A 14,698-nucleotide genomic window follows, 5' to 3' on the forward strand; every position below is an offset into this window, starting at 1 on the left:
CCATGATGAATTCAGCAACTGCTACTCTGAACCCGGCGGTAGTCCCAGCAAGCACACAAGCGCGACAGTTACCGCTACTGAGGCAACAATCCGCTGATGCGCATGCCTTTATGTGGGAAGATGATTTTCATCTGACCATCAGCCGGCTGGCAAAAAAATATGGCAATATTTATGCGGTTGAAACCAGCAAAGGGCCCTTAGTGGTGCTGACTGAGTACCATCTGATTAAAGAAGCGCTGGTGAATCAGAGCCATATTTTTAATATCAGGGCAGATTTCGATATTTTAAAAATTTCGCCACAAAAACACTTTCTGGAGCTGGAAGCCGGTCCGGCCTGGGCGTTGCACCGCAAAGTGTTTGCCGAAGCCATGAGGGATTACTTCAGTAGCCGTTGGCAGGAGGTGGAAGATTGGATGACCACGGAAATCAATGACATTGTCGCGGTGTGGCGTGCGCAGGGGGAAGTGGTGTTTGACCCAAACCGGGAAGTGTCAGTGAAGTTGGCCAGTTTTTTACATAAAGTGATGTTTGATGAGCGGTTTGGTCCGGATGAGAAACGATTCTTTGATGAAAAAAGTCTGAGTTGGTTGCCAAATGGTTTTATTAACAGCACCCGCTATGAGCTGCTAGATGCTGCTGAACAGGCTGATTATCAGGCCCGTTATGGTGAGGCGATTGAAAAGTTCAGTACCAATCTCAACGGCCTGGATGCCTATGTCAGTATGAATGTCGAGCGTCGCCAGGCCAGTTTTCAGCCTGGCCATTTCCGTGATTTAACTGACTATTTGCTGGCAGCGAACCAGCAAATTCCGGCACAGAGTAAAGCAGAAACCGGCATTGGTGATCGCGAAATACTGGTGGGCTCATTGACGCAGGTGGCTGGTGCAGGCGGTGGGGTTGGTGCTTTTGCCATGCGCTGGGCGCTGTTGTATCTGGCTGCCTATCCGCATTATCAGCAACTGGTGCAACAAGAACTGGATCGGGTGGTTGGTCGTGAGCAAATCCCACAGGCTCAGCATAAAGCCGATTTACCCTATACCCAGGCATTCCTGAGCGAAGTGTTACGGCATTGCTCAATTACCGCTATGCCTGCGGCCAATTATGCCGCCAGTGCCGATACTGAACTGGCCGGTTACAGCATTGCAAAAGGAACAGCTTTTGTCATGAGTAACTACAGTATGACCAGGGATCCGGCGTTATGGCTCGACCCTGAAGAGTTTAATCCGGCACGTTTTCTGGATGAAAATGGCGAATTAAGTAAAAAACAGCAGGGCAAAGCCTTTCCATTTGGTCTGGGTCAGCGTCGTTGTTTGGGTGAGAACTTTGGTAAATTTATTATTCATACCCTGTTCACCCAGTTAGTTCATCAATTTGAGTTCAGTCTGCCAACTGGCAGTACGACAGATCTGCGGGCGATTTCAGGTGTTTTTCTGGTCCCGGCCAGAGTGGAACTGATTGCAAAAGCCCGCTAAACAAGGTGCAAGCAGCCCGCATGTGGCGGGCTGTGTCTGATGAGGCCAGCCTGATGATGTTGTAACGAAGCAAGGGGCGAAAAAAATAACGACCTGGACTGATCCAGCTTCAGTGTGAGACTGTAAAGCATTGTATCCACGTCTGTGATCAACATTAAACTATGACGATTCAAATTGGTATCAGTGCCTGTGTGTTAGGCGAAAAAGTCCGTTATGACGGTGGTCATAAAAATTCGGTATTTTGTAGTGAAATGCTGGCGAAATTTGTCGAGTTTGTGCCGCTTTGCCCGGAACAGGCAATTGGGATGCCGGCGCCCCGTCCTGCCATCCGGCTACAACAAAATAGCGATGGTGAGATCCGGCTGGTCAACAGCAAGGATAATCGCATCGATTTTACCGAACAAATGCATCATTTTACCGCGCAGGTGTTACCGCAGTTACAACAGTTGTCGGGATATATTGTCTGTGCCAAATCGCCCAGTTGTGGCATGGAGCGGGTTCGGTTAACCGATCCGAATGGCGCTTTGCTTGGTAAACAAGGCATTGGCATCTTCACCCGGCAATTGATGCAGCATTATCCCTGGTTACCGGTGGAAGAAGATGGCCGTTTATTGGATCCGGCGCTGCGGGAAAATTTTATTACCCGGGTTTACACCCTGGCAGCCTGGCAGCAATTGCTGGCGGGCGGTTTTAGTATTGGTAAATTAGTGCAGTTCCACAGCCAGTATAAATTTTTAATTATGGCGCATCATCCGGTGGCCTATCGCAGTTTGGGGCGTCTGGTGGCGCAGGCTAAATTGTTTGCGCCGGCTGAGTTGGCACAGCGTTATCTGCTGGAATTGATGCAGGCATTACAGCAACAGGCCACGCGTAAACAACATGCCAATGTTTTGATGCATTTGCAGGGCTTTTTCAAAAAAATGTTGTCGGCCGCTGCTAAACAAGAACTATTGGAGCTCATCCATCAGTATCGGTTAGGGCATGCGCCGTTATTAGCGCCACTGACCTTATTAAAACATCATTTACGGACTTTTCCGCATCAATACCTGGCGGCACAACGCTATTTGCAGCCATTTCCGGCTGAACTTGGATTAAGAGCATGACCCAACTTTCAACTGCCCAGCGTGGTTTTGCGCTGGTTTGGCTGCGCAATGATTTGCGCTTGCATGATAATGCTGCCTTGTATCAGGCGCAGCAGACCGGCTTGCCGGTGCTGGTGTTATTTATCGCTACGCCTGACAGCTGGCAACAACATCAGATGGCAGCCATTAAACAAGATTTGATCAGGCGCCGGGTGCGGCAGTTAGCGCAGGAACTGGCCGAATTTGCCATTCCACTCTGGCAAGTTGAAGGCACTGATTATCGTGGTTGTGCTGCCATTGTCAGCACAGTGGCAGCGCTTGGCGCTCAATATCTGTTTGCCCAGCGTGAATACGAATTGCGAGAGCAGCGCCGCGATCAGCAGGTCGAGCAACAACTATCCCGCCATGCCGTTAGTTGTCATTGGCTGGATAGCCAATGTCGGTTCGCGCCAGGCACTGTGCTGAGTAAAACCGGCGATGTGTACAAAGTCTTTACCCCCTTTAAACGGACCTGGCTGGAGAAATTCCGTCAGTTTGGCGTGCAATGTTTTGCCAAACCGACAGCGCAGGCAGAACTCGTGTTGCCGATGCCTGCCACTCTGCTGCCGATGCAGGATGGCGATCAGTCATCCTTGGCTTATCCGGTGGCAGAGCAACAAGTTTTGCAACAGTTGCGCAGTTTTTGCCGGGAGCGGGTGCAGGATTACCACCAGGCACGTGATTTTCCGGCTAAGCCAGGTACCTCAGGTTTATCCGCTTATCTGGTGATTGGCGTCATCTCCGCCCAACAGGCCATCGCCAGGCTGCAACTGGAAGCCGGTGATAGTTTATGGCAGGACAAATCCGGCGCTGCGGTCTGGTTATCAGAGCTGATTTGGCGGGAGTTTTATAAACATATTCTGGTTGCTTACCCGGATTTGATTAAACATCAGCCGTTTCAGCAAGATACTGCCGCTATTGTCTGGGGCAATAATCCAACATGGTTTCAGGCCTGGTGCGATGGCAACACGGGTTATCCGATTGTTGATGCCGCGATGCGGCAGCTGAATCAAACCGGTTGGATGCACAACCGGCTGCGGATGATTGTGGCCAGTTTTCTGGTGAAAGATTTGCAAATTGATTGGCGCTGGGGTGAGGCTTATTTTATGTCAAAGCTGATTGATGGCGATTTTGCCGCCAACAATGGTGGCTGGCAGTGGGCAGCATCAACGGGGACAGACGCGGCGCCTTATTTCCGCATCTTTAATCCGGTAACACAAAGCGAAAGATTTGATCCAAATGGTGATTTTATCCGCTTGCTAGTGCCGGAGCTCTCTGGACTAAACAAAAAACAGATCCACTGGCCACACCCGTTGCCATTGTCGGTGCGTTATGCCAAGCCTGTGGTTGATCACGCCAAGGCAAGACTGCTGACGCTGGCGATGTTTAAAGCGGTGAAACAAGTTCAGCCAGACTCAGGGGATTTATTTGATGCTGCACCCTAATGAAGATGAGGTTCAGCCTCAACCCGCAACGCCGCCGGATGTCAGCCCTGCGCTGCAACGGCTGGAAAATTTTGTCAGTTTTTATAATAGCTTGTCGGCGCAGGATTTATCTGTGCTGGCGCAGCTGTATCATCCAGAGGTATGTTTTATTGATCCTGTGCATCAAATCAATGGCCTGGAAGCCCTGCAACAGTACTTTGCCCATGCTTATGCCAGACTGGAGAGTTGTACTTTTGTTGCCCATGCCATGGCCGGCCAGCAGTTGCAGGGTTTTGTCAGTTGGCAGATGCAATTTTCGCATCAAGCCATCGCTAGCGGCGCATTAATCAAAGTTGATGGCTGTACTGAATTACACTGGCATCAGGATGGACGTATTCTTTATCACCGGGATTATTATGATTTAACCCAAATGGTGTATCAGCATGTGCCGGTGGTGGCGTGGCTGACCGGTAAAATTAAACAAAAAATGGCGCAGGCTTAGGGGAATTTGATGCGGATTGCAGTAATTGGCGGCGGCATCGCCGGCATGATGAGTTGGTATTTATTACGTCAGCAACACCAGGTGGAATTATTTGAAGCCAATGATTATCTTGGCGGACACACTGCCACTGTGGATGTCAGTGTTGCGGGAAAAAATTATGCCATTGATACCGGGTTTATTGTGTTTAACAACTGGACTTACCCGTTATTTCACAAATTTCTCGCTGAGTTGAATGTGGCTTTTCAGCCAACTGAAATGAGCTTTTCGGTGAAAAAAACCAGTGCTGATCTGGAATACAATGGCAACACGCTGGCCACTTTGTTTGCGCAAAAACGTAATCTGCTGCGGCCATCTTTCTGGCGTATGCTGTTAGATATTGTCCGCTTTAATAAATTGGCCAAGCGTTTGCTGGCAGAGCAGCATGCAGATTTAGAACTGCGGATGGATGACTTTTTACAAAAACATGGTTTTGGCACCGAACTTCGTAACCATTATCTGTTACCTATGGGTGCTGCCATTTGGTCGGCTGGTTTGACCGACATGCCTGATTTTCCGTTGCGGTTCTTTTTGCAGTTTTTTAAAAATCACGGCTTATTGAATATCAGTGATAGGCCGCAGTGGGCGGTGATCAAAGGCGGCTCGCGCAGTTATGTCCAGGCCATGCTTGAGCGTTGTGGTGATGAGGGCATTCACCTCAATGCACCCATCAAGGCGGTGCGACGTGATGCCGATTATGTCGAGCTGGAATTGCCGGATGGTCGGCTGGAACGTTTCGACCAGGTGGTGTTTGCCTGCCATAGCGATCAGGCGCTGGCCATGTTAGCGGACGCTACTTTGGCAGAGCAGCAGGTGCTTGGTGGTATTGCCTATCAACTGAATGATGTGGTGCTCCATACCGATAGCCGTATTTTACCAAAACGAAAAGCCGCCTGGGCGTCGTGGAATTATCAACTGGGGGACAGCGCCAGCAGCAGAGCGACTTTGAGTTACAATATGAATATCTTACAGGGGCTGTCCTCTGAGCACACTTTTGTGGTCACGCTGAACGATACGGCAAACCTGGATCCGGCGTCTATCTTGCGCCAATTCCAGTATGCGCATCCGGTTTACAACCACTGTACCTTACAATCGCAGCAACGGCGTGCTGAGATTAATGGCCTCAATCGCAGCTTTTTTTGTGGTGCTTATTGGTATAACGGTTTCCATGAAGATGGCGTGCGCAGTGCGGTGGATGTGGCCCGCCAGCTTGGAGTGGATTTCTGATGCAACCAGGCCATGCCTGGTATCAGGGCGAAGTCGGGCATCAGCGCTATCTGCCAAAACGGCATGGTTTTGCTTATCCGGTCAGTTATCTCTGGCTGGATTTAGCCAGACTGGCTGAATTAGAGCAGTATGGTCCTTGGTTGAAGCAGGAAAAATTTGCCGCCTGGAGTTTTCGCCGCGCCGATTATCTGGCCGGCGCTGCTGATTTACGTCAGGCGGTGCTGGCCAAAGCGGCCAGTCTGGGGGCTGTGGCGTCGGCTGATTTACAATTGTTTATGCTGACGCCCTTGGCGAACTTTGGCGTGTTTTTTAGCCCGTTGACGTTATATTATGCCTTTGCGGCGGATGGGACGCCGTGCTGGCAGTTAGCGGAAGTCAGCAACACCCCCTGGAACGAGCGGCATTATTATCTGGTACCGTTGGCCGCCAGTGGTGATACAGAATTTATTCAGGCTAAAAATTTTCATGTGTCACCCTTTAACCCGCTGGATATGCATTATCAGTGGCAAATCAGTGCGCCTGCAGCTGACTTTAAGCTCAGCATCAGCAACTGGCGGCAGGGCGAAAAAGTATTCAGTGCCTGGTTTTCTTTGAATCGCCAGCCGCTGGATGCCCGCTCGCTGCAACAACAATTGATCCGGACGCCGTGGCAAAACGTACAAGTGGTCATTCGAATTTACTGGCATGCACTGAAGTTACTGCTCAAAGGGCTTCCGGTGTATGGCCACAAGCCGCCAAAGGACTCTGCTTTATGACATTATCACTCACCCAGCATTCAGTGTTGGCCAATCTTGGTTTATTGGATAAAACTTGTCGCAACCTGATGTTGCACTATTTAGCCAAGCTGACCGGTGGTAGCATTGAGCTGGTGGAAGATCACGACAAACAAATTTTAGGGGATAGTAAAGCAGATTTGCGCGTCACTTTGACGGTGGTTGATGCTGCTTTTTATCAAAAGCTGGTGCTCGGTGGTTCAGTGGGGGCAGGTGAGTCTTATATTGAAGGACACTGGCGCTGCGACAATTTGACCAAATTAGTGCAAATTTTTGCTCGTAATAACCAGTTGCTGGATGAACTGGAGTCTGGCTGGGCCAGACTGAGTAAACCGGCGCTGAAATTACTGAACTGGCGCAACCGTAATACCTTATCCGGTTCGAAGAAAAATATTTCAGCCCATTATGATTTGGGTAATAGCATGTATCAGCTATTTCTGGATCAAAGCATGATGTATTCCAGTGCCGTCTATCCGACGCAGGACAGTACGCTGGAACAAGCGCAGCAGCATAAACTAAAACTGATTTGTGACCGACTTCAGCTCAAACCGACCGATCATCTGCTGGAGATTGGCACGGGTTGGGGCAGTCTGGCCATTTTTGCCGCCCGTAACTATGGTTGTCAGGTCACCACCACCACCATTTCGCGCGAACAACATGACTATGCCTCCGAGCAGATCCGTGCGGCCGGTTTAACCGGGCAAATTAACTTGCTGTTTGAAGATTATCGTGAGCTGACCGGCTTGTATGACAAGCTGGTGTCGGTTGAGATGATTGAAGCTGTTGGTCATGAATATCTAGACAGTTATTTTGCCAAATGCTCTTCTTTGCTTAAAACCGATGGTTTGATGGTGTTGCAGGCCATTACTATTGCTGATCAACGTTATGAATTTTATCGTAAAGAAGTTGATTTTATTAAGAAATTTGTGTTTCCTGGTGGCTGTTTACCCTCGATGGTGAAAATGTCAACCGCGGTGGCGCAACACACGGACCTGGTGATCCGGCAAGTGCAGGATATTGGTCTGGATTATGCCCGCACCCTGGCAGACTGGTGTTCCAACTTTATGGCCGCGCGCGATGCTGTGCATCAACTGGGTTATGATGACCGTTTTGTCCGGTTATGGCATTTTTATCTGTGTTATTGCGAAGGTGGTTTTTTAGAACGAGCCACCAGCGCAGTGCATCTGGTATTGACCAAGCCGCTACATCGGCAGCCAGTGTAAGTTCAGCATTTGCGACAAATAACAGGTATTGGCTGGCAAACAGTACCTGTTTAAACAACAAATTTACCTCAATGCATAATTTGTGTTATACCATCTGACAAAAGAGACAAATCTAACAGTCAGATGAGCAATACAGCAGAACCAAATCCGAATCCTTCGGCTCAAGCCCAGTCCGCTGCATTCCAGCTATTGCAGCAACAACATCAGCAATTAACCAGCCAGCGGCTGGAATTACTGCAGCAAAATCTGCAACTGCAACAACAAATCTCAGTGCTGCATCTGATTAACAAACTGGCACTGCAACTGAACGAATTAACCGAGCCGCAGCAAATTTTTGCCTTTGTCGCCCATCAGGTGGCTGCGGGGTTAGGCTTTGAGGATTGTGCGATTTTTCTAGCCGATCTTCAGCAACAGACCTTAACCAGAGTTGCAGCTGTTGGCTCCCGGGATTTACCTGCCACTAAAGGCATCGCCAGCCTGCAATTTGGCCAGGGTATTGTGGGTCAGTGTGCGGCCAGCCGACAACCTGTGCTGGTGGCAGACACCCGGCAATCCCCGGATTATCTGCTGGATGTCAGTGAGCGGCTGTCGGAGCTGGCAGTCCCAGTGCTGGATCAGGGCGAATTATTGGCTGTCATCGACTGTGAACAGTGGGAAGCGCGCTTTTTTGACGACACCCATTTACAGATTTTGCAGCATGTTGCCAGCATCTTAAGCAGCAGACTGCGTAAACTCAGTGATTTGGCCCGGCTGGAGCAATCGGTGCAACAACTGGAATATGCTGAGCTGGTGCAAAAAGCTTTATATGATATCGCTTCACTGAGCTACGATGCGGACCAGCCACAGGCGTTTTATCAGCAGATCCATCAAAGTGTGAATTCACTGATTTATGCGCCGAATTTTTACATCGCCTTATTTGATCCGCAGCAGGAAGTACTGCAGTTTCCCTATTTTATTGACAATACCGAACACATTACGCCGGATACCATCTACCCGAAAGAGATTCTGTCACACAGTCTGACCGGTTACGTGTTCCGCAATGAACAACCCTTATTGGCAGATGCCGCGCGGTTAGCACAATTAACCGCTGATCAAACCGTGATCGCTTATGGCTCGGCGCCACAATGTTGGTTGGGCGTGCCATTTCGTTCCGGTGAACAGGTGCGTGGTGTGGTGGTGGTGCAAAGTTACGATCCTGGCATTGGTTATGCCCAAAAGGATTTAGAGTTGCTGACCTTTGTGTCACAGCATATTTCCAGCGCGTTAGAGCGGGCATTTGCTCAGCAACGGCTCATCCATCAGGCGCTGCATGATGCGCTGACCAATTTACCAAACCGGGTGTTGTTTTTAAATCGGGTGCAACATGCCTTTAAACGGCGGCAGCGCTTTCCAGATAAAGTGGTGGCGGTGATGTATCTGGATCTGGACCGTTTTAAAATGGTCAACGACACGCTGGGCCATCAGGTCGGCGATAAGTTTCTGGTGACTGTGTCACAACTGTTGAAGGGTTGTCTGCGTCAGGTTGATACGCTGGCGCGACTTGGCGGAGACGAGTTTGCCATTTTATTAGAAGATGCCCATAGCCTGAATGATGTGGTCGAAGTGGCGGAGCGTATAGGTAAAGCCTTAGAACAACCATTCCGGTTACAACAGCATCAGCTCAGTACGTCTGCCAGTATCGGTATTGCGCTGGCGGATGTGAACAGCAATTTTCATGATACCGATGAACTGATCCGCCGTGCAGATATTGCCATGTACCAGGCCAAACAAGATGGGCGGGGCATTTGGCGCAGCTTTTCCGAAGCCATGGATCTGGCAAGCACCCAACATTTTCAGCTGGAACAGGAATTAAAAACTGCTTTAGTGCAGCAACAGTTTATTCTTTATTTTCAACCAATTATCGATTTAGCCACTGAGAATACCCAAGGCTTTGAAGCACTGGTGCGCTGGCAACATCCGGAGCGTGGTTTGGTGGGGCCGCAGGAGTTTATCCCACAGGCGGAAGAGCTTGGCTTACATATTCAACTGGATGATTATGTCTCGCATCAGGCGATTGCGCAGCTGAGTTCGTGGCGGCATAGTTTTTCGCAACCCTTTTATATCAGTATTAATATTTCTGGCCGCAGCTTTTCTGATGCTGATTTTGCCAGCCGTTTACTGCAGCAATTAGCTGCTGCCCAGGTGCCTGCTGCTTATCTGGCGATTGAAATAACCGAAATGGCGCTGATTGATAATATCGCCCAGGCCCGGATCAGTATTAATTGTCTGCGGACTGCCGGCGTCAAAGTACTGCTGGATGATTTTGGCACCGGTTATTCCAGCTTAAGTTATCTGCATGAATTCAAGCTGGATGTACTGAAAATCGACCGTTCTTTTATCGCCGGTATCCGGCCAAGAATTCAGGAAAACCCGGTGGTAAATACCATTATTACCCTAGCAAAAACGCTGGGGCTGAAAGTGATTGCCGAAGGTATTGAAACCAGTCTGCAACGTAAGTTGTTGTCTGATTTAGGCTGTGATGCCGGGCAGGGCTACTGGTTCTCCCGGCCGGTCCCCGCTAAAGAGGCTGCGGTGTGGTTGAAATAAGCCAGCGATGTGACAGTTAGGATAAAAGGCGCTTGCTCCTGTTACGGCAGGGTCAAGCGCTCGCCCCCAAGCTAGGTTGCCCAAGTCGGGGCTACAGTGATAAATCTCGTCGTCGTTATTTCAACACAATCCGGTTGGGCTCAATATCAATTTTGCCGTCTTTGAGTAATCCGCCAATGGCTTGTTTAAACACTTTTTTGCTGATGCCAAAAGCGGCATAAATAGCTTCAGGTTCGCTTTTATCTGACAGCGGTAAACTACCTTGATTGCTTTGCAATTTTTGCAAAATTTGCTCGGCAACCGACAGGGTTTTCTGATAGCCGGGTTTTTCCAGCAACAAATCAATTTTGCCGTCGTCGCGGACTTTATTGATATAACCTTTGCAGTGATAACCGCGGCGCAGTGGTTTAAACACCTGATCTTTATACAACACACCCCAATGCTGGCCGTCGACCACCGCTTTGTAACCGAGTTCAGTCGGTTCTGCTACTATGATGGTCACTTCGTCACCGCGCTGATAAGACGGCGTGGTTTTGCCGATAAACTTATCCAGTTTACTGGAAGCAACAATCCGGTTACTGCGATCAACATAACAATACACCAGGTAACTGTAATCCTGCTGCATTGGCACATTTTGCTCAGAAAAAGGCACCAGCAGATCTTTTTTCAGACCCCAATTTAAAAAAGCACCGACTTTAGTGGTGGCAACCACTTTGAGTTGTGCCACCTGACCGACCATGACTAAAGGTTTTTCGGTCGTGGCGATCAGTTGATCTTCTGAATCAAGGTATAAAAATACCACCACATCATCGCCAATTTCGGCATCCTTCGGTACATAACGGCGCGGTAACAGAATATCGCCCCAACTGCGACCATCCAGGTAGACACCAAATTCGACTTTTTTCTTGATAGTGAGTGTATTAAGTTGGCCTAAATACATAATTACTCCAGATTAAACAGCAGCGGGCTGGCAGTTTTTAACAGCACAGGATTGATCACCACTGAACGTTCGTGATCAGCAAACCACAGTTGACCTTCCTGAATGGTACATTGTAGCTGCATGGTGCGCTGGCAGAGGCTGGTCAGCGCCTGCGATTCTTCTGCTTTGATGGCCACCACTGTCAGGTTATCCAGTTCTCTGGCAACTTTTTGCTGATTGAGCCACCATTTATCGACAATAGTACCACCATAAGCCAAGATCAGTCCCTGCCGGGCGCGATGACTGGCGCGGCGGATCAACTTGTCTTCAGGCAAACCCAATTCGACCCACAGCTCAATGTCGCCGGTTAAACTATGCAGCCACAGATCAGGTTCGCTATCTTCGGAAATGCCTTTGCCAAATTGCAGCCGTTCATCGGCGCATAAAGCAAAGGCCACCAACCGGAGCATCATCCTTTCCAGTGTTTCTGATGGATGTTGCGCCAGTGTCAGGTTGTGGGTCTGATAATAATGCCGCGTCATATCGGCAATCGCCAGTTCTGCTTTGTAAATGGTTGCTTTGAGCGCCATAACCGCTTTGTCCTGCCTGTGGCTTACTGCCAAAGAGATAAAAGGGCGCTAGTGTAAACCTTTTTACCCTGCAGTGATATTCAGCCTTGGCAAAATAGCGCTAAAATCGGCGGTGCCGGGCGACTTTAGCGCACCACAGCATGGATGGCGATCGGATCGATGTTGCCACTGCGTTGCTGTTGCAGTCGCTGCCAGATTTTTTCATGAAACACATAACCCACGGTATTAATGGCCGGTTCAATCACTGCCACCAGACCGCCGACCATCAGATCGCCGGTCAGCAGATAAGTGACACAAAAGGCAATGGAAAAATGCATCAGGGCAAAGCTGCTGGTTTTTAACATGGTCATTCTCCTGCGCTCTTTGCGCTGTCTTCGATGTAGTAAATAATATCGATTCGTATTTGCCTCCGCCAATGGATTAAATCGGCGGCTTTCATCGGAAAAATTGCTAACAACTGCTAGTCGCAGCTCAGCCGTGAAAAAAATGCCAGCAGAATGCGCCAGAGTAGGTTTTTTGCCGTATGTTTAACAAAATGTGCTGTATCAGCAGCTGGAGATAAGTTAATGAGTATGGATTGCCGGCAGTTTCTGGATGCCAAACAATATGAATTTTTATTAAATTGGTTTATGCGGCGGCAACAGGAAGTGGGGCTGGCTGCATTGAATGAACCTTTATCTTACGATGGCGACAGCCAGTATGATAGGCTCGCAGCACAGCTGATTGCACAGGCAGCTATCGCTTACCGGGAAAAATTTGCTGAAGCTGCGCCTGCTATTGTATTTACCAACTTATTTCATCTGGCTGAGCTGGAATTGCAGGGTAAAAGAAATCGGCTGCATAAAGCGCCTTCGCAATTGCAATAAGCCAGCATAAGCACATCCCATCTGGTTTACTAAGTAAATCAGATGGGATGTGGGTTGGACGCCAAGCGTTGGACGCCAAGCGTTGGACAGGTCCCAGCCTCACTGGGACAGTTCAACAGTTGTTTCCCGCCATAGCGCCATTCAGTGTGACTATTCAGTGGGGCACTGCGGTTTTGCTGGCAGGCAAACGTTTAAGGGCATCGGTCAGTAAAGGAATATCCAGTTTTTGTTCCAGTCTGACACCGGAACCGGCCGACCAGACACTATATTCACCGTCCTGATCGATAATTTGCATCTTGTCTTTGCGGAACATATACAGTTGATTCGCCACAATGTTCAACTTGGTCTGCTGACGTTTTTGCAGCAGATTATCGCCATGCCATGGCTGTTGATTACGGCAACCCAGGTGCGCCAGTAAGGTTGGCAACAAGTCCAGTTGTTGAGTGACTTCGTCGAGCTTGAGTCGCTGTAAAGCATCCCAGCGATACCAGACACTGATTTTGCCAAGGGCAAACTTACCGGGCGCAGCAGTGAGCGGCAGCAACAACTGGATACTGTCCGGTTGTGCCTGCGCGATACTGGCGACAGCGGTTTTGACATCATCCACCAGTACAAAGCTTATTTTGCTATTGCCAGGCTGACTGACCAAAGCTGTCAGTTCAGGGAAACGTTGCTGCCAGGCCGGGCTTGCCTGCAGGCTGAGAGCATCTGCCGGTAACTGCTGTAACCACTGTGGCCGCTGCGACTTGGGTTGTTCACTGCTAAAACGCGCGTACCAGAAATTTTGCCAGGCAGTTTGCGCATCGGCCGGAGCCATATGTTGGGGCAGGGACCGCAAGCCAAGCGTTTTTAATTCAGCCGCCGGTAAGGGTTGCTCAATCGGCAGCAACCAAATCTGCACAGGCACCTTGCTCAAGGCGGTCTCACATTGCAGTTGCACCTGTTCCGGATGTTCTGCCAGCGATAACCAGTTCGCACCACTGAGTTCAGTGCGCTCACCATTATCCATCAGGTTGTAACGCGTCAACATAGTCCGGGCCGTTGCCGGGTAAGTCAGAGGTAATACGTTGTCTTGACGGGTAATTTCATCAAGTTTGCGGGCATCACCCCAAATATGCAGCAAATGACTGAGCACAAAACACCCGAGTAACACGGTCAATGCTGGTTTACCAAGACCGGAGTAACTTAACCTGGCAATTTTTTTCCAGCAATAGTTACTGATGGTCAGTTGGATCACCAGCAGCAAGGCGGCCACTGTGGTGGTGATCAGAATAAAATTACGCAGATTGGTCACCACTTGCTGACGTAACAACTCAGTGGTTTGTTCATAAGAGGCACTACCAGCGTGATAACCCAGGCTATGATAGACATAAGCATCAAAAATCAGCGCGACCAGGCCGACGGTCGCGAGCACTGCGGCGATACCACGGACATGACGTTGGTAAGGGAAAATCAGACTGACTGGAAAAATGGTCAGAATAAAAAACAAAAAACACAAGAAGGCGGTATGACCCAGCCAGTTTAACAGCAGATACAGCCAGCCAATGGCACTATGGGGCAGTGGATCTGCCAGAAAATAGCTACCGGTGATCAGCAGGGCCAGCAGAATATTAAAAAAGGTGTACCAATGGCCCCAGCGGAGTAACCGGTCAATTTTATTGACAAGGGACAGGTTTTGCTCGAGCACCATGGCGGATCAACGTACCTTACTGTTCACAGCGTCCTGCAGGGCCTGGCTGAAGTGCCGGGCGACATCTTGCTGCTGCGCTGCAGGAACATTGGTTTTGATAATGTGGCTGATGGTATTGCCCAGACACATCAGGCTCAGTTCAGTGGTGGCCTGTTGCTGGCGTAAAGTTTCCAACAAAGTGTTCACGACAGTTTCGATTTGTTGGTTGGAATACTTGGATTGGATCGGCATGAATTACTCTGAAATTAGCTGAATGAAACAGGTAGAAT

Annotated in this window: 14 protein-coding genes; 9 read left to right on the forward strand and 5 right to left on the reverse strand. The window is 49.3% G+C overall.

The window, feature by feature from the left end:
* Positions 1–2: 2 nt before the first annotated feature.
* The 8 genes from AC53GJ_RS09100 to AC53GJ_RS09135 all read left to right on the forward strand — a co-directional run bounded on the left by AC53GJ_RS09100 (position 3) and on the right by AC53GJ_RS09135 (position 10,364).
* Positions 3–1,472 carry a cytochrome P450 gene (locus AC53GJ_RS09100; RefSeq protein ID WP_496732363.1) on the forward strand — a complete coding sequence of 490 codons (1,470 nt, stop codon included), beginning with the start codon at positions 3–5 and terminating at the stop codon, positions 1,470–1,472.
* Positions 1,473–1,633: 161 nt separating this feature from the next.
* The gene (locus AC53GJ_RS09105) at positions 1,634–2,575 is read left to right on the forward strand and encodes a YbgA family protein (RefSeq protein ID WP_496732364.1); all 942 of its coding nucleotides are present in this window, start codon (positions 1,634–1,636) and stop codon (positions 2,573–2,575) included.
* Positions 2,572–4,038: a deoxyribodipyrimidine photo-lyase gene (gene phrB, locus AC53GJ_RS09110; RefSeq protein ID WP_496732365.1), complete on the forward strand. Its 1,467-nt coding sequence runs from the start codon at positions 2,572–2,574 to the stop codon at positions 4,036–4,038. The genes AC53GJ_RS09105 and phrB overlap by 4 nt, the downstream gene beginning before the upstream one ends.
* Positions 4,025–4,519: a nuclear transport factor 2 family protein gene (locus AC53GJ_RS09115; RefSeq protein ID WP_496732366.1), complete on the forward strand. Its 495-nt coding sequence runs from the start codon at positions 4,025–4,027 to the stop codon at positions 4,517–4,519. The genes phrB and AC53GJ_RS09115 overlap by 14 nt, the downstream gene beginning before the upstream one ends.
* 9 nt (positions 4,520–4,528) lie before the next feature.
* Positions 4,529–5,782, forward strand: a complete 1,254-nt coding sequence (locus tag AC53GJ_RS09120) for an NAD(P)/FAD-dependent oxidoreductase (protein WP_496732367.1) — start codon at positions 4,529–4,531, stop codon at positions 5,780–5,782.
* Complete coding sequence (locus AC53GJ_RS09125; RefSeq protein WP_496732368.1) at positions 5,782–6,537, forward strand: DUF1365 domain-containing protein; 756 nt, start codon at positions 5,782–5,784, stop codon at positions 6,535–6,537. The genes AC53GJ_RS09120 and AC53GJ_RS09125 overlap by 1 nt, the downstream gene beginning before the upstream one ends.
* Positions 6,534–7,778, forward strand: a complete 1,245-nt coding sequence (locus tag AC53GJ_RS09130) for a class I SAM-dependent methyltransferase (protein ID WP_496732369.1) — start codon at positions 6,534–6,536, stop codon at positions 7,776–7,778. Before AC53GJ_RS09125 ends, AC53GJ_RS09130 begins: the two co-directional genes overlap by 4 nt.
* 123 nt (positions 7,779–7,901) lie before the next feature.
* Positions 7,902–10,364, forward strand: a complete 2,463-nt coding sequence (locus tag AC53GJ_RS09135; protein ID WP_496732370.1) for a bifunctional diguanylate cyclase/phosphodiesterase — start codon at positions 7,902–7,904, stop codon at positions 10,362–10,364.
* A gap of 115 nt (positions 10,365–10,479) precedes the next feature.
* Here AC53GJ_RS09135 and AC53GJ_RS09140 read toward each other — a convergent pair whose 3' ends face one another.
* The 3 genes from AC53GJ_RS09140 to AC53GJ_RS09150 form a co-directional block, all read right to left on the reverse strand.
* A complete protein-coding gene (locus AC53GJ_RS09140) occupies positions 10,480–11,304 on the reverse strand; it encodes a CvfB family protein (protein ID WP_496732371.1) in 825 nt (274 codons plus the stop codon).
* A 2-nt stretch (positions 11,305–11,306) separates the two neighbouring features.
* Positions 11,307–11,873 carry a YaeQ family protein gene (locus AC53GJ_RS09145; protein WP_496732372.1) on the reverse strand — a complete coding sequence of 189 codons (567 nt, stop codon included), beginning with the start codon at positions 11,871–11,873 and terminating at the stop codon, positions 11,307–11,309.
* A gap of 125 nt (positions 11,874–11,998) precedes the next feature.
* Positions 11,999–12,217: a DUF2061 domain-containing protein gene (locus AC53GJ_RS09150; protein WP_496732373.1), complete on the reverse strand. Its 219-nt coding sequence runs from the start codon at positions 12,215–12,217 to the stop codon at positions 11,999–12,001.
* Between the two features lie 222 nt (positions 12,218–12,439).
* Between AC53GJ_RS09150 and AC53GJ_RS09155 the strand changes: the two genes are divergently transcribed.
* On the forward strand, positions 12,440–12,739 hold the full coding sequence (locus tag AC53GJ_RS09155) for a hypothetical protein (RefSeq protein ID WP_496732374.1): 300 nt from the start codon (positions 12,440–12,442) through the stop codon (positions 12,737–12,739).
* A gap of 154 nt (positions 12,740–12,893) precedes the next feature.
* Here AC53GJ_RS09155 and AC53GJ_RS09160 read toward each other — a convergent pair whose 3' ends face one another.
* Together AC53GJ_RS09160 and AC53GJ_RS09165 are read right to left on the reverse strand one after the other, a co-directional pair.
* On the reverse strand, positions 12,894–14,429 hold the full coding sequence (locus AC53GJ_RS09160; protein ID WP_496732375.1) for a DUF3413 domain-containing protein: 1,536 nt from the start codon (positions 14,427–14,429) through the stop codon (positions 12,894–12,896).
* A gap of 6 nt (positions 14,430–14,435) precedes the next feature.
* On the reverse strand, positions 14,436–14,660 hold the full coding sequence (locus tag AC53GJ_RS09165) for a YejL family protein (RefSeq protein ID WP_496732376.1): 225 nt from the start codon (positions 14,658–14,660) through the stop codon (positions 14,436–14,438).
* Positions 14,661–14,698 lie beyond the last annotated feature (38 nt).

The organism is Rheinheimera sp. B2H12 (assembly GCF_059620065.1).